The sequence below is a fragment of the Psychroflexus sp. S27 genome (assembly GCF_002810405.1).
Taxonomy (GTDB): Bacteria; Bacteroidota; Bacteroidia; order Flavobacteriales; family Flavobacteriaceae; genus Psychroflexus; species Psychroflexus halocasei_A.
On the sequence record NZ_NEXQ01000008.1, the window covers coordinates 1 to 18,727 of the forward strand.

Annotated in this window: 17 protein-coding genes; 11 read left to right on the forward strand and 6 right to left on the reverse strand. The window is 33.5% G+C overall.

The window, feature by feature from the left end; all coding sequences use genetic code 11:
* The coding region (locus tag CAP47_RS01085) for a T9SS type A sorting domain-containing protein (RefSeq protein WP_153043466.1) at positions 1–1,373 on the forward strand (1,373 nt) is incomplete at its 5' end.
* A gap of 502 nt (positions 1,374–1,875) precedes the next feature.
* Here CAP47_RS01085 and CAP47_RS01090 read toward each other — a convergent pair.
* Both CAP47_RS01090 and CAP47_RS01095 read right to left on the reverse strand, forming a co-directional pair.
* Positions 1,876–3,045: a PepSY-associated TM helix domain-containing protein gene (locus tag CAP47_RS01090; protein ID WP_100775023.1), complete on the reverse strand. Its 1,170-nt coding sequence runs from the start codon at positions 3,043–3,045 to the stop codon at positions 1,876–1,878.
* Positions 3,046–3,200: 155 nt separating this feature from the next.
* Positions 3,201–3,998 carry a hypothetical protein gene (locus CAP47_RS01095; protein ID WP_100775024.1) on the reverse strand — a complete coding sequence of 266 codons (798 nt, stop codon included), beginning with the start codon at positions 3,996–3,998 and terminating at the stop codon, positions 3,201–3,203.
* Positions 3,999–4,078: 80 nt separating this feature from the next.
* Between CAP47_RS01095 and CAP47_RS01100 the strand changes: the two genes are divergently transcribed.
* Positions 4,079–4,855 (forward strand): amidohydrolase, encoded by a 777-nt coding sequence (locus CAP47_RS01100; RefSeq protein WP_100775025.1) that lies wholly within the window; start codon positions 4,079–4,081, stop codon positions 4,853–4,855.
* On the opposite strand, the gene CAP47_RS01105 is transcribed toward CAP47_RS01100, so the two are convergent.
* Entirely contained in the window at positions 4,845–6,446 is a 1,602-nt protein-coding gene (locus tag CAP47_RS01105; RefSeq protein ID WP_100775026.1) for an Ig-like domain-containing protein, read from the reverse strand. The genes CAP47_RS01100 and CAP47_RS01105 overlap by 11 nt on opposite strands.
* Before the next feature lie 36 nt (positions 6,447–6,482).
* Entirely contained in the window at positions 6,483–7,160 is a 678-nt protein-coding gene (locus tag CAP47_RS01110; protein ID WP_093244215.1) for a ComF family protein, read from the reverse strand.
* A gap of 176 nt (positions 7,161–7,336) precedes the next feature.
* On the opposite strand from CAP47_RS01110, the gene CAP47_RS01115 reads away from it, so the two are divergent.
* The 7 genes from CAP47_RS01115 (at position 7,337) to CAP47_RS01145 (ending at position 12,180) form a co-directional block, all read left to right on the forward strand.
* Positions 7,337–8,734 carry a M20/M25/M40 family metallo-hydrolase gene (locus CAP47_RS01115; protein ID WP_100775027.1) on the forward strand — a complete coding sequence of 466 codons (1,398 nt, stop codon included), beginning with the start codon at positions 7,337–7,339 and terminating at the stop codon, positions 8,732–8,734.
* A gap of 125 nt (positions 8,735–8,859) precedes the next feature.
* Positions 8,860–9,270, forward strand: coding sequence for a BrxA/BrxB family bacilliredoxin (locus CAP47_RS01120; RefSeq protein WP_093244217.1), 411 nt, complete (start codon positions 8,860–8,862; stop codon positions 9,268–9,270).
* A 156-nt stretch (positions 9,271–9,426) separates the two neighbouring features.
* Positions 9,427–10,173: a lysophospholipid acyltransferase family protein gene (locus tag CAP47_RS01125; RefSeq protein WP_100775028.1), complete on the forward strand. Its 747-nt coding sequence runs from the start codon at positions 9,427–9,429 to the stop codon at positions 10,171–10,173.
* Positions 10,170–11,099, forward strand: a complete 930-nt coding sequence (gene hemF, locus CAP47_RS01130) for an oxygen-dependent coproporphyrinogen oxidase (protein WP_410523955.1) — start codon at positions 10,170–10,172, stop codon at positions 11,097–11,099. The genes CAP47_RS01125 and hemF overlap by 4 nt, the downstream gene beginning before the upstream one ends.
* Positions 11,100–11,201: 102 nt before the next feature.
* Positions 11,202–11,540, forward strand: coding sequence for a YtxH domain-containing protein (locus CAP47_RS01135; protein ID WP_093244220.1), 339 nt, complete (start codon positions 11,202–11,204; stop codon positions 11,538–11,540).
* Positions 11,541–11,546: 6 nt separating this feature from the next.
* Positions 11,547–11,948 (forward strand): phage holin family protein, encoded by a 402-nt coding sequence (locus CAP47_RS01140; protein WP_093244221.1) that lies wholly within the window; start codon positions 11,547–11,549, stop codon positions 11,946–11,948.
* Between the two features lie 10 nt (positions 11,949–11,958).
* Positions 11,959–12,180 carry a DUF6327 family protein gene (locus CAP47_RS01145; RefSeq protein ID WP_093244222.1) on the forward strand — a complete coding sequence of 74 codons (222 nt, stop codon included), beginning with the start codon at positions 11,959–11,961 and terminating at the stop codon, positions 12,178–12,180.
* Between the two features lies 1 nt (position 12,181).
* Here CAP47_RS01145 and CAP47_RS01150 read toward each other — a convergent pair whose 3' ends face one another.
* Together CAP47_RS01150 and gltX are read right to left on the reverse strand one after the other, a co-directional pair.
* Positions 12,182–13,132: an SPFH domain-containing protein gene (locus CAP47_RS01150; protein WP_093244223.1), complete on the reverse strand. Its 951-nt coding sequence runs from the start codon at positions 13,130–13,132 to the stop codon at positions 12,182–12,184.
* A 66-nt stretch (positions 13,133–13,198) separates the two neighbouring features.
* On the reverse strand, positions 13,199–14,716 hold the full coding sequence (gene gltX, locus CAP47_RS01155; RefSeq protein WP_100775029.1) for a glutamate--tRNA ligase: 1,518 nt from the start codon (positions 14,714–14,716) through the stop codon (positions 13,199–13,201).
* A gap of 190 nt (positions 14,717–14,906) precedes the next feature.
* On the opposite strand from gltX, the gene CAP47_RS01160 reads away from it, so the two are divergent.
* Both CAP47_RS01160 and ybeY read left to right on the forward strand, forming a co-directional pair.
* A complete protein-coding gene (locus CAP47_RS01160) occupies positions 14,907–18,308 on the forward strand; it encodes a DUF4175 family protein (RefSeq protein ID WP_100775030.1) in 3,402 nt (1,133 codons plus the stop codon).
* Positions 18,301–18,723, forward strand: a complete 423-nt coding sequence (gene ybeY, locus CAP47_RS01165) for an rRNA maturation RNase YbeY (protein ID WP_192869876.1) — start codon at positions 18,301–18,303, stop codon at positions 18,721–18,723. The genes CAP47_RS01160 and ybeY overlap by 8 nt, the downstream gene beginning before the upstream one ends.
* Positions 18,724–18,727 lie beyond the last annotated feature (4 nt).

The following is an 18,727-nucleotide window of genomic DNA, read 5'->3' on the forward strand; positions in this document are numbered from 1 at the left end:
ATATAACAGGCTATACTAAGAGTAACACGAATATTGCTACCCCAGGGGCTCACCAAGAAAGCATTAACTCTTCTATTGTTAATAATGGATATGGCGATAGTTATATTGCAAAATTTGACACGAATGGCAACTTGGTTTGGGCGACCTATTTTGGTGGTGAAAATTTTGAGAAAATTCAAAGCATAAGCCTAAAAGACGGATTTTTTTATGTAGTTGGTGTTACACAATCTAGTACCAATATAGCCACTGCTGGTAGCCATCAAGCAACTGTAAATCCGCAACCACCCGGAAGTATTCATTACACTGTGCCGTTTATCGCTAAATTTAGCTTAGATGGTGACCTTATATGGAGCACTTATCATGGTCAGTTTGTAGATAGTTTGGGAGCGAATGCTGTTGGTATAGATGCCAATAACAATATTTATGTTGTAGGACGTGCCAGCCCAGCTGCTTCTTACCTTACCACCACAGGTGCCTACCAAACTGTAAATAATGGGGAAGGTGACATAATGGTAACTAAATTTAATGAAAATGGAGACAAAATATGGTGTACCTATTATGGTGGCGAAGAAAATGACACTCCAAAAGATATCGTTATTGCCAACAACCATCTTTATATTACCGGATATACTGCAAGCTCAACTAATATTGCCACCACAGGTGTTCACCACGAAAACTTAACAGCACCCAACGATGCATTTCTGCTTAAAATGGATTTGGATGGTAATCCAATTTGGGGCACTTATATGGGTAGCCAGGGTGCCAATTCCTTAACAGTTGCCCAGTCTGTTTCTTATTCAGACAACAGCATTTGGATTTCTGGAGAAACTAATGCCACCAATGGTATTGCTAGTCTTGGTGCGCATCAAGAAAGTTATGGCGGTGGCGATAAAGATGCTTTTTTTGCAAAATTTGATGAGAATGGTCAACGCTTATGGGGAAGTTATTATGGTGGCGAAAAAAGAGAAGCCAATTTTATTGCAAACCAAGGAGATAATTTTTATCTGGCTGGTCACAGTATGAGTACTACAGGAATTGCTACAGAAAGCGCTTACCAACCAAATATAGGAGCAGGTAATAATCCACAAAATGTGTATTTAGCTAAGTTTGTACCAAAAACCCTGAGCACGCCTACCAACCAAGCTAGCAGTTTTTCTATCTATCCCAACCCAGCTGAAAAATACTTTCAAATTGGTGGCAACAATACTGGTGATTTGAAGATAAATATTTACACAAGTACAGCAAGACTTGTCAAAACATTTAACGCTGTAAAGCTTTACAAAAAATTAGAGTTAAACCTTGCTACCGGTGTTTATTTTGTAGAAATTATGAGTAATGAAAACAAAGAAACTATTCGTTTGGTGGTCAAGTAAAAATCAAAATAACTAAGACATCTTTTAATTAGAATTAACCCAATACTTTCAATAACATTTTAGGATCTTGCCTATTATCCCAAAAAGCAGTAATGAAAATATGACGAAGACTTATTAAAGATTTTTAAATTAAAATTTGATTTTAGAGTTTAATGACAAATTCGATTAAAAAAAATCTTTCTTATATTTAAAGAAAATACAGCGATGATTACTAAAACAACATTAAAAGCTTATATCGACAGTTTTCCTGAACAATTATCCATTGATGAATTTTAATAGAGAAGTTAATTTTAGTAGATAAGATTAATAAAGGAAATCAACAATCTGAAAATAATAAAGTGTTAACCGAAGATGAACTTGATAAAGAAATGAGCAAATGGTTCAAGTAAATTGGACTTTACAGGCAATACAAGACTTGAAAAATATTGCTGAATATTTCTCTAAAGAATCAAAAATATACGCTAAGCGAAAAATTTTAGCATCGTGGATGAATTTACCACTACTAAAACTTCCTATGCCAATTCACTTTTAGGTTTTGCTTCAACATTTTCTGCCGTTTAAGTTTAAGCTTGTTTGCAAAAATAATAGATCCCGTAATCGGCAAGCTTGTGGCGATGAGACAAGCCAAAAAGTAAATCCATTTTGAAAGCCAACCATAAATTTCACCTGTATGCAAAGCTTTAATGTGAGTAGCGATTTGGGCATTTAATGCCTGATCTTTAAAAGCTTGATTATATAAAACCTCAGCATTTTGATCGATGATTAATTGGTCATAAAAAACAGGAGACAAACTTTCAGCATGGTATTTCCTGATTTTAAATACGTCATTTTCAGCTGAAGGAAAATTGATGTCAACATCTCCCGGAAAAAGAAATTCTGTTTTTGATTTTTGATAAACTTCAGTAAAACTAATTGTTTCATCTTTGATTGAAGTTGTTTTATATGCTGATAAAGCATTTCTGTTAAACACTTTTTCACCCAAAACAAAACTGCTTAAATCTCGGTACCACTCAAAAGACCAGTTCAATCCTGTCAGCGCCATGATGATCAAAAATAAACTTGCATAAAAACCCAGCGTGTTATGCAAATCATGGTTTAAACGTGAACTTTTGCCTTTATATTTAATTTTTAAACCGCGTTTTATTGATTTCCATCTGATGCGTTTTTTAGGAAACCAAAGAATCAATCCGCTAAAAGTTAATACTAAAAAGATCATTGTTGCAATCCCAACAATTGGTCGCCCAATAGAAGAGTCGAACAGAAGCCAACGGTGCAACTTAAAGAAAAACAACATCACAGCATCAGCGAAAGTTTTTTGTGGTTTTAAAATTTCAGCTGTATAGGGATTGACCTTAAATATTTCACCACGGCGTTTTTCTGGTGAAGTTTTGATACGAAATTCATAAGCTTCATTGGCAGATTCGGGAATTTTCACAGTCTGAACTTCTCCAAATTCATCCAACTTTGAGGACAAAATATCTAATGAAATCTTCTTTTGATCATTCTTTTCAATAACAAGTTCTTCTTGAAAAAAAGCTTTAATTTCTTTATCAAAAACCAAAATCGTGCCGCTAAGGCAAATCAAAAAAAGAATAAGACCACTTGCGATGCCAAGCCACAAATGAATATCAAGAACAAACTTGCGGAAAACAGAATCTTTATTTTTTTTCATAGAAATAACAACTCAAGACACAAAAACGATCTCAAAACTAAAATCAACGAAGTGTCAGAGAGGATTGACAAAGCTTAGTCTTTAAGACAGTTCAAAATTTCCCGCAAAGATAAACTTTAAGTTAGAGATTAATAACCTGAAAAAGCGAAGGCGTTTTACTCGTAAAATTTTCTAATTCCTGGTAATGTTCTTCTGTTCACAAATGCATGGTATGAAATTGCAAAACCAACAATAATCGCACAAACCAAAGCTGTAATTGCTAGTGTTTCTTCAGCGTTTTGATGTCTGATATAGATTGCAAAAAGCGCCCAAACACCAATGGCTGCATACTCTCGCATATTTCTGTAATAAACCATCCCAACATTGATAAGTGTTGCGATAACAATCATGATGATCGTCCAGTTTTGCTCTGAAAAAATAAAGTCACGAAATCCCGATTTGGTTAAAAAAGCTGCTGTGTTTGCAATGCTAGCAACAGTTAACCATCCTGAATAAAAACAAATCGGCCACCAATTAAAAGCTGCAAATTTAACTGGTGCGTCCCAGCGTTCCATGTTTGTATTGACAATAATTCTAAGCAATGAAAATAAAGCCAAAAACATAAAAATGACTGATAAACCTGTGTATTCATATAGCCATGCGATCACCCAAAATGAGGTCAACAAATTAGCGCTAACAAGCCAATACTTCATTTTTTTTACAAAATCTAAATCTGATTTTTTATAAAATGCTTGATAAAGCTGATAGGCAGTCATCAGTATTAAAGCAACATAAATCAAACCCCAAATCGCAAATGCATAAGGTGCTGGCGTAAAAAGGTTTTGATATTCAGGTTCTTTGCTTAAACTCCCAATTGTATTGCCATTGAGCTTGAATACTTGTGTGTAATAGCTGGTTGCAATTGCAAAAATAACACTCAAAAAATTGAATACTGCGAGTCGTTTTGTTTTCATAGTTTAAAGTTACATAATTTCATCAGTATTTGATATTGAAGAATAAAAATGTCATCTTTGATTAACAAAATTTGAAGTTTATGTCCTCCTTAGCTGTCAGTTATTTACAAACAGATTTGATTTGGGAATCACCTGAAGAAAATCGACAAAAATTTGAAAAATACATTGTTGAAGAAGCTGAAAAAACTGATTTAATCATACTTCAAGAAATGTTTACAACTGGTTTTTCAATGCATCCTGAAGGTGTTGCAGAAGCAGCAGAACCGACATTATCGTGGCTTCAGAATTTGGCTCAAAAACATGATGTTGCGATCACAGGAAGCGTGATGCTTAAAGAAAATGAGAAGTATTACAATCGTCTTTATTTTGTAAAACCTGATGGCGAAACGCATCAATATGACAAGAAGCATTTGTTCAGTTTAGCAAAAGAAGAACGCGCATACACTTCAGGACATAAAAAATTAATTGTTGATTATAAAGGCTGGAAAATTTGTCCGTTAATTTGTTATGATTTGCGTTTTCCGGCTTGGTCTCGCAATCTTGAAGATTATGATCTTTTGCTTTATGTCGCCAATTGGCCACAGAAAAGAATTATGGCTTGGGATGCTTTATTAAAAGCGCGAGCGATAGAAAATATGGCTTACGTGATTGGCGTTAACCGAACAGGAAAAGACGTCAATGACTTTCCTTATGTCGGTCATTCTGCAATTTATGATTATTTAGGTAAAAGAATTAGCACGCACGACCTTGAAAATCCACATGTCGTTGAACATTGCTCGGTTGACAAAAATAAACTTTATGAAGCCAGAGAGAAATTTGGTTTCCTCAAAGATCGTGATGATTTTGTTATAAATTGATTTTTTCTACATAATCAAAAAAGGCTCTCACTTTCAGAGATTTTTTAACATAAAAAATCTCTTCAGGCTTTTTCTTTTTTAGGTAATTCCCTGAATCCCATTTGCCATTTTCATTGTCATCGTAGATTACACGAAAGTAATATTCGCCAGGCTTAATGTATTTAAATTTGAATAAATTTCTGTCTTCATGGTAAAGACTTTGTTCTATTTCTCCATTCTTATCAACCATTTCTAAAATCACTGGAAAACGATCAATGTTATTCACTGTTAAATCAATATTTCCAAAATCTGAATATGATCTTGTGTTGAAACTATAATCTAAAGTGTCGTTTGTTTTTCCGTAGAAATCAGTAATTGCAGCAGGTAGAAGCCTTAATTGATAGCGCTGCTTTTCGTCTTTATCAAAGCTCACTTTTAATTGATTGAGTTTTTGATCAAGTTTAATTTTCAAATCAACAGGAATTGAATCTCTCGTTAGCATAGAAAATTTAGTGGTGTCAATATCTTCAATAGGCGTGTTGGCGCGTAAAGTAAAATCTTCAAAAAAAGCTATTCCTCCAGTTGGATTAGCTGTAAAGCGCAAAGAATCTTTCTCTATTTGTTTAGGTCTTATTTCTAAAGTATCACGATAAGTTTTGTTCGTGACTTCAAAAAGCAAAGAATCTTTTTCTATATAAGGTTTGTACCAATAATGCAAAGTATCTTTTTCAAAGTCTTTATAAAAGCGGTATTCATAATCAGCAGGAACATCTGATATTACATCGATTTGCGTGCTATCAAGCTGACCTTCATAACCAAATTCAAAGTGTAATTGAGAAACTTGTTTTGGTCTTTTGGCTGTAAAATCAATTTCTGATTTGAAAACAGATAATTCAAACTCTTTATCAGTTGGTAAATCGATTTCTTTTTCTATAAAATCAATTTTATCAGATTTTGGATTAAACAAATAGTTATTATTTTTATCTGAAATAGCGATGAGTTTATAACGACCTTCTTTGATGTTTTCTACATTAAAATTAGAAACAGAATCTGTATAAGCAATATAAGTTGGTAATTCATTATAAATGATAGAATCATTAAAAGTGCCATCAATTTGATAGAGAAGCACTGAAATATTTTCGTCAGGCTCACGCTCAAAAGCGTCTCTCACATGACCTTTGACCTGAAGCGAATCAAGCTGATCTCCAGTAGAAAAAACATATTTAAAATAAGGTAAAATGTTGCCTTCATTATTATCCTGAACGCTTAAGCCAAAGTTGATGGTGTATGTTGTTTCTTTTTGAAGTGAATCAACAGGCATATCAATCGTAAAACTCTTGCTTGCCATACTCATCGGCATAATAGTTGGGCGTGGCTCAATAGGAGGTGAAAAGATGACTTGCTGGCGCGGATTGTCAAGTTTGACGAACTCATCAAAATTAATTCTGATTTCGTTTTTATTATAGTTAACACTGTAATTTGCAGGAGAAGAACCTACAAACACTGGCGGATCAAAATCTTCAGGACCACCATCTGGACGACCACGCTGAGCGCATGATAAAACTAAAACAGTGATGCCGAGACAAAATATAAAACGTTGTAAATCTTTCAAAACTCTGATATTTAATGCAAAGAAACAACATTTTCTTTATCTAGCTAAGCAGATCGTAAGGATGCTCAATTTTAAGTTTTTGATTCTGTTTAAAGCCAAATAGCAAGATTCAATCGTGGAGCCTGTTGTGATTAAATCATCAACCAAAACAACATGTTTATTGGCTAGCTTCTCAATATTTTTAAGGTAAAAACCACCTTCGATCATTTCAATTCTTGCCAATCTATTTTTAAAAACTTGAGACGCAGAGTTGGATTGTCGGTATAAAACATCATCTACATAATTGAGATTTAGTTTTTCTGAAATGACTTGACCAAAGCCGGCAATTTGATTGTAACCGCGTTGACGCATACGTTGCGGATGCAATGGAACTGGAACAATACAATCAAAATCGTATGATGCTTTCTGTGATAAAAGCAATTGCGCCATCCATTGACCTACAAAATTTCCAATATATTTTTGACCTCTATATTTTAAATTATGAATAAGCTGTTGTGCAGAAGTTCCTTTTTGAAAATAAAAAAGTGTTTTTGCAAATTTATAATTCACCCGACCGTAGAAAGTACTTTCAAAAGCAGATTTCTGTAATTCTTCAGGATAAATTGCCAAGTTGTGAATACAGTAAGTACACAGAACATTTTCAGCTTCTATAAGCTGGTGCTCACATGAAGCACAAAACCTTGGAAATAAGAAATCTACAAATTGATTTATCATCTTTAAATTTATATATTATTTTTGAATAATCAAAGATTTTATTTCTTCAGTCATCTGAATTTTAACATGGTGTGATTCTATTTGATTAAAAACACATCAACTTATTCATAATATCAGTATTTATCATTTGTGGTTGAAATAATTTTGTAATTTTCAGCATTAAAAAATCATAAACCATGCGAATTCCCCAAATAACACTCACAGCAGTTATTATTTTAGCAACACAGTTCTCAGTTTTTAGTCAAAACCAAACTAATTTTCAAAAAGACAGCACAATGCTGCGTCAAATTTTTGATGAAACACTTGAAAATGGAAGAGCTTATGAAGATTTAAGAAGTTTAACCAAAGATATCGGCGCAAGATTGGCCGGTTCTGCAAGTGCTGATATGGCTGTAGAATGGGGTTATAATAAACTTAATTCTTATGGTTTTGATAAAGTTTATAAGCAAGAAATCGAAGTCCCGCATTGGGAGAGAGGCACAACTGAAAAAGCTTGGTACACCGATACTGATGGTAATATCCATCAGCTCAATATTTTAGCTTTAGGTGGTTCTGTTGCAACTGAAGGACCTTTACAAGCTGAATTAGTTCACTTTAAAACGCGAGAAGATTTACAGAATGCTAAAAAGAAGGATGTCAAGGGTAAAATCTTTTTCATCTCACAGCCGATGGATCAGAAAATGATTGAAACTTTTGATGCTTACGGTGCTTGCTACCCAATAAGAGGATTAGGCGCTATTGATGCCGCCAAAAAGGGCGCGAAAGCTGTTATTATTCGTTCTTTAAGTTTAAGCGAACATCCGCATCCACATACAGGAACGATGCAATATGAAGATGGTGTGACTAAAATTCCTGCCGCAGCAATTTCGACAATGGACGCAACAACATTGGAAAAACATATGATGACAACACGTGGCGTTACAAAATTGATGATTGAGATGAATTGTCAAACTTTTCCACCAAAAAAGTCACATAACGTTATTGCGGAAATTACGGGAAGTGAAAACCCAAATCATATTATCACTGTTGGAGGCCACCTTGACTCATGGGATGTAGGTGAAGGTGCACATGATGATGGTGCCGGAATCGTTCATTCAATGGAAGCGGCGAGAACCTTAATAGCTTTAAATTATCAACCTAAAAATACAATTCGTGTTGTCTTTTTTATGAATGAAGAAAACGGAAATATGGGCGGCAAAACCTATGCTGAATTAATGGGACAAAGCAAAGAAAACCATATCGCAGCGATTGAAAGTGACAGAGGAGGATTTACACCTAGAGGCTTCAGCCTTGACGGAAATGATAGACAGTTAAAATTACTGCTTTCTTTTACAAAGCTTTTTGAACCTTACCTTTTACAGCAACTTGAAGAAGGCTATGGCGGTGTTGACATCACACCTCTTAAATCTGAATTCAAAGACATTGCGCTTTTTGGTTTTGTTCCTGATAGTCAGCGTTATTTTGAAATTCACCATAACGCAAATGATGTTTTTGAGACTGTCAATAAACGTGAATTACACCTTGGTGCAGCAAGCATCTCTAGTTTGATTTACTTATTGGATAATTACTTATAGAAAACGAGCTAACATTATCTTTATTAAAAAGGACATGGCACTCCTTAATAAAAGTTAATGCATTCTTTGTCTCTTCATTTTATTTTATATTTGTAAAAAATTGTTGAACATAAAATTATCAAGATATGTATCCACCAGAACTGGTTAAACCAATGCAAGAAGAATTAACTAGCGTTGGCTTTAAAGAATTAAAATCTAAGGATGATGTAACTCAAGCCTTATCTCAAAAAGGAACAACATTAGTTCTCGTGAACTCAGTATGCGGTTGTGCAGCAGCAAATGCACGTCCAGGTGCAAAAATGTCAATCGAGAATGCTAAAAGCCCTGACCATTTAACAACTGTTTTTGCTGGAGTTGATAAAGAAGCAACTGATGAGGCACGTTCTCAAATGGTTCCATTTCCACCAAGTTCTCCATCTATTGCTTTGTTTAAAGACGGTGAACTTGTTCACATGTTAGAAAGACATCACATTGAAGGACGACCAGCTGAAATGATTGCTGATAACCTTAAAAGTGCTTATGAAGAGCATTGCTAAACACTAGCATTGTCTCAATTATTGTACTAAAAGCTGTTTCAAAACTTCAACTTTATTTTCTGAAGCTTCAGAAAAAACAAAGTATATATCTTTTTTCATTGAGATTTTAGATACGTTTGAAGTCTTTTGAAACAGCTTTTTATTTAGGTTTAGCTTATGAAGATTATCGCTTATTTTTTATCAGTTATTTTTTACCTTTTTTTTGGTCTAACCTTAGTCGTATTTCAAGGTATTCAATGGATATGTCTCAAATTCGGTTATCAAGCGCATAAAAAAAGTGTTGATGTTTTTAATTTCTTCCTGCTTGCTTGCTTAAAGTTTTTAGGAAATTATGTCTCTTTTGATAATCCTTATCAGTTTACAAAAGACAGGCCTCATCTAATCATTGCCAACCACCAAAGCATGTTTGATATTCCTCCTTTAATTTGGTATTTACAGAAATTACATCCGAAATTTATCAGTAAAAAAGAACTGGGTCAAGGTATTCCAGGTATTTCATTTAACCTTAAACATGGAGGTTCAGTTTTAATTGACAGAAATGATTCAGAACAAGCGTTAAAAGCAATTTCTCAGTTTTGTGAATACTTGAATGAAACAAAAAACTCAGCTGTTATTTTTCCTGAAGGCACACGAACCAAAACAGGATTGCCTAAAGAGTTTTCAAGAAATGGTTTAAGAACACTTTTTAAAAGTTGCCCTGAAGCTGTGGTTGTGCCAGTCTCGATCAATAACTCATGGTTGATGCAAAAGTGGGGAATGTTTCCGCTTGGTATTTTTGTCAATCTTAAATTTAAAGTTCATAAACCTTTAAAAATAGAAGATTTTGAGTCTCATGAAATGCTTATCGATAAAATCGAAAATCAAATTACATCAGCCATTAATCATCCAAAACAAAAGTCATGACTAAAATGAAAGACATATCTTCTAAAAAAGATGAGTTTTATAATTATATCCAAAACTTACAAGATAAGATTACATCAAGCCTTGAGGAAATGGATGGAAAAGCAAATTTTCAAGAAGATTTGTGGGAAAGAAAAGGCGGCGGTGGCGGTCGAACACGTGTCATAGAAAACGGTGATGTTTTCGAAAAAGGAGGCGTTAATATTTCTGCTGTTCACGGCGAATTACCTCAGTCTATGCAAAAGTATTTCAATGTTGAAGACTGCGATTTTTACGCTTGCGGCTTAAGTTTAGTTATTCATCCTAAAAGTCCAATGGTGCCGACAGTGCATGCCAATTGGCGCTATTTTGAGATGTATAACAAAAAAGGAGAATTGATTGATCAGTGGTTTGGTGGCGGACAAGATTTAACGCCTTATTATTTATTTGAAGAAGATGCAAAGCACTTTCATCAGATTTGTAAAGATGCCTGCGACAAACACGATACAGAGTTTTATAAGCTTTATAAAGAAAAATGTGACTCATATTTTTGGAACAGTCATAGAGATGAAGCCAGAGGAATAGGAGGTTTATTTTTTGATTATCTTAAACCTGTTTCAGGAAAATCGATTCATGATTGGTATAATTTTGTCACAGAAGTAGGCAATTCATTTATCGACACATATTTACCTATTGTCAAAAAGAGAAAAGAAATTGAATACACTCAAGAACAACGCGATTGGCAAGAAATTAGACGTGGCCGTTATGTTGAGTTTAACTTGGTTCATGATAAAGGCACTTTGTTTGGTTTAAAAACAAATGGTCGTATTGAAAGTATCTTGATGAGTTTACCTCCTCATGTGCAGTGGCAATATGATTATCAAGTTGAAGAAGGCTCAGAAGAAGCCAAGCTTATTGAAGTTTTAAAAAATCCAAAAATCTGGGTTTAAATGTTAAATATTTAAAAACAGATTCTATTATTAACCCTGTATTAACAGAATTAAGGCAATCTATTCTTAAATTTGAGTTGAACAAACCTAAATATTTAAAAAATGTCAAACAACACAGGAAACACGATAATCGCTTTATTAACTGGTGCAACTATAGGTGCTGGATTAGGGCTTCTTTACGCACCGAAAAGTGGTAAAGAAACACGCAAGCAACTTAAAGATGATGCTGGTGAATTAAAGAAAAGTTTGGGAGATCAATATGAATCTGTTACTAATCATCTTTCTGATTTTACTGAAGAAACAAAAAAGAAAATTGAAGCTCAAATCAATTCTACTTTAAAATCAGCAAATTCTAAGACTGATGAAGTTATTGCTAACTTAGAAAGTGATCTTAAAGATTTGAGAAAGAAAAATGCTGATTTACAGAAAAAATTGAAGTAATACTCTATGAAAGTAAACATAGGTCATCATTTTAGTGAGCTTTCAGAAGACACTAAACTTTATATTCAAAAGTTAATTGAATATTATAAGTTAGATGCTTTCAAAAAATTAAGCAAAAGTTTGTCCACCTCAATGCATTTATTCATTGTAGGTGGCATTATTTTGCTTTTACTTTTATTTTTATCCATCGGTTTAGCTTTTCTCATTGGTAAAGAATTAGATAGTGTCTCTAATGGTTTTTTTATCGTTGGAGGAGCCTATTTAGTTTTCTTAATTATTTCTTTGCTTTTCGGTCAGAAATTTATTGACAAAGTCGTTTTAGGCTACATGGTTAGATTGATGAATAGTCATGATGAAATTGATATTAAAAGTTCATTAGACGAAGAGAAACCAAACGAAAAAGCATAATTTCACAATCATGAAGAACTATACATCATTTGAAGAAATTAATCGAGATTTAAAAATTAAAAAACTCGAAGCCGATATTCATAAACATAAAGCTAATCTTAACTTAACGTATTTGAAAAAAGGCTTGAGTTTTACAAATTTATTGTCAGAGCTGATGGCTATTTTTGGGCAAAAATACGTTTATAAAAAAGCTGGTTTTAAACTTCTTTACAAACTAGGAATCTTAAAGTAAATTAAGATTCCTTATTTTTTTCATCCAAAGCTTTTTGCTCTCTATTTTGTCTTTTCATTTCCTCGCCAATTTGGCTTGAAGCTCTAAATGATGTAATCATTTGGTTAAGCATTTCACTTCCCGCTTCTGGAGAATTTGGCATCAATATCAAGTTTGAATTATTCTTCTCACCAATCGATTGTAGGGTATCATAATGCTGCGTCACCACAATTAAAGCAGAGGCTTCTTGTGAGTTGATTCCCACATTATTCAGTACATCTACACTTTCTTCTAAACCACGTGCAATTTCACGTCTTTGATCTGCAATACCTTGTCCTTGTAAACGCTTGCTTTCCGCTTCAGCACGTGCCTTAGCAACAATCTTGATTCTATCAGCTTCGGCTTCATACTCAGCTGCCACTTTCTCACGTTCAGACGCATTAATTCTGTTCATTGATTCTTTAACCTTTTCATCAGGGTCAATATCAGTGACAAGTGTTTTTATGATATCATAGCCATAATCAAGCATCGCATCATTTAATTCTGCTTTTACTGCATTAGCAACATCATCTTTTCTTTCAAAAACGTTATCAAGCTTCATTTTAGGCACTTCAGCTCTTACAACATCAAATACATAAGATGTAATTTGCGCACCCGGACTTTCCAATTTATAAAAAGCATCATAAACATTAGATGCCATCACTTGATATTGCACAGAAACTTTAAGGTGAACAAAAACATCATCTTTAGTTTTTGTTTCCACAATCACATCAAGCTGCTGAATTTTTAAATTAATTCGGCCAGCAATTCTGTCAATAATAGGAATTTTAATTTGTAAGCCTGAATTTCTGATACTATTAAATCGGCCAAAGCGTTCAACGACGGCCGAGGTTTGTTGCTTTACTGTAAATATCCCCGAGAGGATGATAAATACAATAAAAATAATAATCGCAACGGTAATTACTTGTCCCATATTTTCTGTTTTTATTTCTCTAAAAATAAGACAAAAAACAAGAAGATATGAGACAAATATAATTTATTATGAAAAGTGATTTATCGCTGTTTTGAGACGTTTTAGCGTTTCCTCTCGCCCAATAGATGCTGCAATATGGAAAACACTAGGTCCTTGCATTGCACCCACTAGGGAAAGTCTGAGCGGCTGCATGACTTTACCAAAACCTAACTCACGTGATGTGATCCAGTTTTTTATTTCTTTTTCCAGATTTTCTTCAGAAAAATCTTTTAAACCTGATAAAAACTCGACAAACTCAGTCATTAATTCTGAAGTTGTTGCCTTCCAAGCTTTTTTAGAGGATTTTTTATCAAACTCGCTAGGAGCTAAAAAGTAAAAAGATGATAATTCCCAGAAATCATCAACAAAAACTGCACGCTCTCTAATTGTTGAAACAACTTCCTTCACATATTTTGTTTCTGATTGAACGTCTTTTTCTTTCAGAATTTCTTCATATTCTTCAACTAAAACATCCAAATCAGCTTCTTGTAAATAATGTTGCTGAAACCATTTTAGCTTTTCAGGATCGAATTTAGCACCTGATTTATGGACGCGTTTTAACTCAAACCTCTCAATGAGTTCTTCTATTTTATAAAACTCCTTATCAGTCGCATCATTCCAACCTAAAAGCGCTAAAGTATTAATAAGCGTTTCTGGTAAGTAGCCACCTTCACGATAGCCAGCAGCTTCTGAACCAGTATTCGGATCTTTCCATTCTAATGGAAAAACAGGAATACCGAGTTTATCACCATCACGTTTACTTAATTTTCCTTTACCATTTGGTTTTAAAATCAAAGGTAAGTGTGCAAATTTAGGCGGTTCCCATCCAAAAGCTTGATATAAAGCAACATGAAGTGGAAGAGAAGGCAACCATTCTTCACCACGGATCACGTGCGTGATTTCCATTAAATGATCATCAACAATGTTTGCCATGTGATAAGTTGGTAATCCATCAGCTTTAAAAAGAATTTTATCATCTAATACTGAAGTGTCAACTTCAATATGACCGCGAATTTCATCTTTCAAAAATAATTTTTGAGCTGGTGATGTTTTAAACCGAATAACGTAAGCCTCATTTGCATCTAAACGTTTTTGTAAATCTTCACTAGAAAGCTTCAATGAATTGTCGAGGCTCAGTCTATTTTGCGGACCATAAGCGAATTTTTCTCCATTTGCTTCAGCCTCTTCTCTTAATTTTTGAAGACTTTCAGTTGTATCGAAAGCATAATAAGCTCTGCCATTATTGATGAGTTCATCAACATAATTTTTATAAATGTCTTTACGTAGACTTTGTTTATAAGGACCAAATTCACCTTCTTTTCCTGGGCCTTCATCGTAAGGAATTCCGCTCCAGTTCAAGCTTTCAACGATATAATCTTCGGCGCCTTCCACAAATCGATTTTGATCTGTATCTTCAATGCGCAAAACAAAAGTACCTTGATGCTTTTTTGCAAATAAATAATTATACAAAGCTGTTCTTAAACCGCCAATATGTAGAGGTCCCGTAGGGCTTGGCGCAAATCTGACGCGTACTGATGTTGACATGATGCTCTTTTTTTTACAAAGATAAAATTTATGCGATGTAATAAAATCATCCAGGCTTATACTTTAGCTTTTTAGTTCAAAATTTATTGATATTTTTATAAAAATAGATTTAATTCTAATCATGTTAAATTTAAGAAGCTTTTCAAGACAATAGAAATTGAATTTATACATTCGCAATTCAATCCATAAAATGCAGAATTACAAACTAATAGAAGAAAAATTAGAGCAATTTATCAAAAAATATTATTTGAATCAATTGCTGCGTGGAAGCATTTTATTTTTGAGTATAAGTTTATTGTTTCTTCTCATTTTACTCGGACTCGAATATTTTTTGTGGTCGGGCACAGGCTTCAGACTTTTTCTTTTCTGGTGTGCTCTTGGTATTTTAGTTGGGATTGCAGTTCCGTTAATTTTAATTCCAATTTTAAAGCTTTTCAAAATTTCAAAAGGAATTGATTATGAAAAAGCTTCGGAAATAATTGGTCAACATTTCAATGAAGTCAACGATAAGCTGACAAACATTCTGCAATTAAAAAATCAAAATGTTTCAAATGCTTTTATCGCAGCAAGCATTGAACAGAAATCACTAGAACTGAAACCGATCAAATTTCAATTAGCAGTCGATTTTAAAACAAATCTGAAATACGCCAAATTTGCGATTATTCCAATTCTGATATTTATTGCCATTTGGATTTCAGGGCAAGGAGAGGCTTTCAGCGAAAGCTACACCCGAATTCTAAATTACGATAAGGTTTATACGCCGCCAGCTGCTTTTAGAATTGACATTTTAAACGAAAAGTTAGAAGTTATTGCTGGAGAAGATTTTCTTGTTAAAGTAAAAACTGAAGGTAAAAGTGTTCCTGAAAAGATGTTTATCAACATGAATGGAAAGAATTTCCAGATGAATAAAACTGATGCGAATCAATTCGAATTTGTCTTAAATTCTGTGAGTGAAATGACAGATTTCTATTTAGAAGCCAACGAAGTTATTTCACAGAAACATCGAATTAAAGTCTTGCAAACACCTCAGATAACAAGCTTTGACATGTATTTGCAGTATCCAAAATATCTAAATAAAGCTGATGAAAAACAAAGTGGAACTGGTCACGCTCAATTACCTGAAGGGACGCGCATCAAGTGGGAAGTACAAACTGAGTTTACTGATCATGTAAACTTTGAAACCAATGATACAACTTTGAATTTTTCAAAAAATCAAAAGCTTTTTGAGTATCAAAAAACTGCATCAAATGATTTTGATTATGCAATGACCACATCAAATCCTTTGTTTAAAAATCACGAGCGATTATCATATAAAATCAATGTTATTAAGGATGAATTTCCTGAAATTAAAGTTCAAAAAAAGAAGGATAGCTTAGATGAAAAGCAATCTTATTTCTATGGACAACTGAATGACGATTACGGTATTCAAAAATTGGAATTGGTCTATAGAGATCTCGAAACAGATTCAGTTTTTCAAAAAAACATTAAAATCTCACGAAACACTTATGCAGATTTTACTTATGCATTTCCAAATATCGATTTAAAACTTCAAGGTGGACACGCTTATTCTTATTACTTTAAAGTATATGATAATGATGCTGTTAATGGATCGAAGTCGAGAAGATCAAAGAGTTTTCAATTCAGAAAATTAACGCAAGATGAGGAGAAAGAAGATAACCTAAAGCGTCAAAAAGAATCTTTTTCTGAGATAAATAAATCATTAGAAAAATCAAAAGAAGAACAGAAAACATTAAAGGAATTACAGCAACTTAATAAAGAAAAAAGCCAGCTCAATTATAACGATAAAGAGAAGATCAAGCAATTTTTACAGAGACAAAAACAGCAGCAAGAGCAGATGAAAAAGTTCAGTGAAAAACTGAAAGAAGATCTTCAAAATCTAGATGATAACTCTGATCAAAAACAAAAACTTGAAGAGAGATTAGAGAGCACTCAAGAACAACTTGAGAAAAATCAAAAGCTATTAGACGAGCTCGATAAAATAAAGGACAAAATTAGAACTGAAGATCTCGATAAAAAGCTTGAAGAATTTGATCAATCAAAACAAAAGCAAGAGAAAAACCTTGAGCAACTTCTTGAGTTAACTAAGCGTTTTTATGTTGAGGAAAAGCAAAAACAATTAGCAGATAAGCTTAAAAAATTGTCTGAAGAACAAAAAGATTTATCTGAATCTCAAGAAAATGATACTGAAAAACAAAAAGATTTATCAGAAAAATTTGAAGCGTTTATAGAAGAACTTGATGAATTAGAAAAGCAAAATCAAGACTTAAAATCACCTATGGAATTAGGCAAGGATGAAGCTTTAGAGGAAGAGGTGAAAGAAGATCAAAAAGATGCAGAAGAGAACTTAGAAAAATCTGAAACTTCAGAAGAATCTGGTGACAAAAAAGATTCTAAAAAAGAAAAGCAAAAAGCTTCTGAAAAACAAAAAAATGCAGCCGAGAAAATGCAGCAAATGTCTCAGAAAATGCAACAATCCATGAGCAGTATGCAAATGGAACAAGAAGCAGAAGATGCAGAAATGTTAAGACAAATCTTAAATAATCTGATTATTTTTTCATTACAACAAGAAGACTTGATGGAAGAATTTCGAAACATTGAAAACTCTAATCCGTATTTCGCTAAGCATTTAAGACGACAATCGGAATTAAGAGAAAATTTCAAGCATATTGATGATAGTTTATTTGCTTTATCTCAACGTAACATTATGATTACTGAATCTGTCAATAACAAGATAGAAGACATTAACTTCAACACAGAAAAAGCACTTGAGCGCTTAGCTGACAATAAAGTTCGTCGAGGGACTGCAAACCAGCAATACGTGATGAAAGATGCTAATAGCTTGGCGAATCTTCTAGCCAACGCACTTGATCAAATGCAGGACAAGATGTCTGGCTCAGGCTCTGGGCAAGGAAAGCCACAACAAGGCGAAAGTCAAGGAGATCAGCTTTCAGACATCATTAAATCTCACGAAGAGCTGAAAAAAGAAATGCAAAAAGGACAACAGGAAGGCCAAAAAGAAGGCGAAGGTAAAGAAGGAAAAAGTGGTGAGAAAAGTGGTGATCAACAGGGTTCTGAAAGTAAAGGCAACCAATCTGGTGGTGAAAAAGAGGGAAGTGAAGGAGAAGGCAAAAATGGAAAGCAGAAAGGAAATGCTGAACAGATGAGTTCAGAAATTTATGAAATCTTTAAAAGACAGCAAGAGCTTAGGCAAGAATTAGAAAACAGAATTGAGCGTTTAGGTCTAGAAGATAATAGCAAAGAATTAGAAAAAAGCTTAGATGAATTAGAAAATGAACTTCTAATGAATGGTTACAGCAACAAACTTTTAAAACAAATGGAAGATGTACAACATCAACTCTTGAAACTTAAAAAAGCAGCTAACCAACAGTCAAAAGAAGAGAAGCGTCAAGCTGAAACAAACACAAAAACTTACGATAAGCAATCTAAACAGTGGAAGAAAAAATCTAAAGAATATTTTCAGAGTACTGAAATATTAAATAGACAACAATTACCTTTGCAAACTAAATATAAAGAGCTGATTAAAGCTTATTTCAATAATTTATATGATTGAATTTTACAGTGAGAACAATTTCTCTTTAGATGAAAAAGAAAAGCATCAAATTTGGATTGAAAACGTAATTAATTCTGAAGGCTTTAAGCTTGAAGAAATCACTTATATTTTTTGTGATGATAATTACCTTTTAAAGATTAATCAAGAGTTTTTAAAACATGATACTCTGACAGACATCATCACTTTTGACAATAGTTTTGGTCTGTCAGTTGCTGCTGAAATTTATATCAGTACAGAACGCGTTGATGAAAATGCGATTAAATTTGGTAATAAATTCACTGAAGAATTGAGAAGAGTGATGGTTCACGGCGTGCTTCATTGCATGAAAATCGATGACCATACAGATGAAGAGAAGCGCAAAATGCGCCAGAAAGAAAATGAAAAATTGCAAATGTTCCACGTGGAACAAAATTAAAAAA

Excerpts from the sequence above, each read along its gene's own strand:
- CAP47_RS01095 (WP_100775024.1), bottom strand. The coding sequence starts at position 3,998 with ATGAAAACAAAACGACTCGCAGTATTCAATTTTTTGAGTGTTATTTTT.
- CAP47_RS01090 (WP_100775023.1), bottom strand. The coding sequence starts at position 3,045 with ATGAAAAAAAATAAAGATTCTGTTTTCCGCAAGTTTGTTCTTGATATT.
- CAP47_RS01160 (WP_100775030.1), top strand. The coding sequence starts at position 14,907 with ATGCAGAATTACAAACTAATAGAAGAAAAATTAGAGCAATTTATCAAA.
- CAP47_RS01100 (WP_100775025.1), top strand. The coding sequence starts at position 4,079 with ATGTCCTCCTTAGCTGTCAGTTATTTACAAACAGATTTGATTTGGGAA.
- CAP47_RS01135 (WP_093244220.1), top strand. The coding sequence starts at position 11,202 with ATGTCAAACAACACAGGAAACACGATAATCGCTTTATTAACTGGTGCA.
- CAP47_RS01140 (WP_093244221.1), top strand. The coding sequence starts at position 11,547 with ATGAAAGTAAACATAGGTCATCATTTTAGTGAGCTTTCAGAAGACACT.
- CAP47_RS01150 (WP_093244223.1), bottom strand. The coding sequence starts at position 13,132 with ATGGGACAAGTAATTACCGTTGCGATTATTATTTTTATTGTATTTATC.
- CAP47_RS01125 (WP_100775028.1), top strand. The coding sequence starts at position 9,427 with ATGAAGATTATCGCTTATTTTTTATCAGTTATTTTTTACCTTTTTTTT.
- CAP47_RS01115 (WP_100775027.1), top strand. The coding sequence starts at position 7,337 with ATGCGAATTCCCCAAATAACACTCACAGCAGTTATTATTTTAGCAACA.
- hemF (WP_410523955.1), top strand. The coding sequence starts at position 10,170 with ATGACTAAAATGAAAGACATATCTTCTAAAAAAGATGAGTTTTATAAT.
- CAP47_RS01120 (WP_093244217.1), top strand. The coding sequence starts at position 8,860 with ATGTATCCACCAGAACTGGTTAAACCAATGCAAGAAGAATTAACTAGC.
- ybeY (WP_192869876.1), top strand. The coding sequence starts at position 18,301 with ATGATTGAATTTTACAGTGAGAACAATTTCTCTTTAGATGAAAAAGAA.
- gltX (WP_100775029.1), bottom strand. The coding sequence starts at position 14,716 with ATGTCAACATCAGTACGCGTCAGATTTGCGCCAAGCCCTACGGGACCT.
- CAP47_RS01145 (WP_093244222.1), top strand. The coding sequence starts at position 11,959 with ATGAAGAACTATACATCATTTGAAGAAATTAATCGAGATTTAAAAATT.
- CAP47_RS01110 (WP_093244215.1), bottom strand. The coding sequence starts at position 7,160 with ATGATAAATCAATTTGTAGATTTCTTATTTCCAAGGTTTTGTGCTTCA.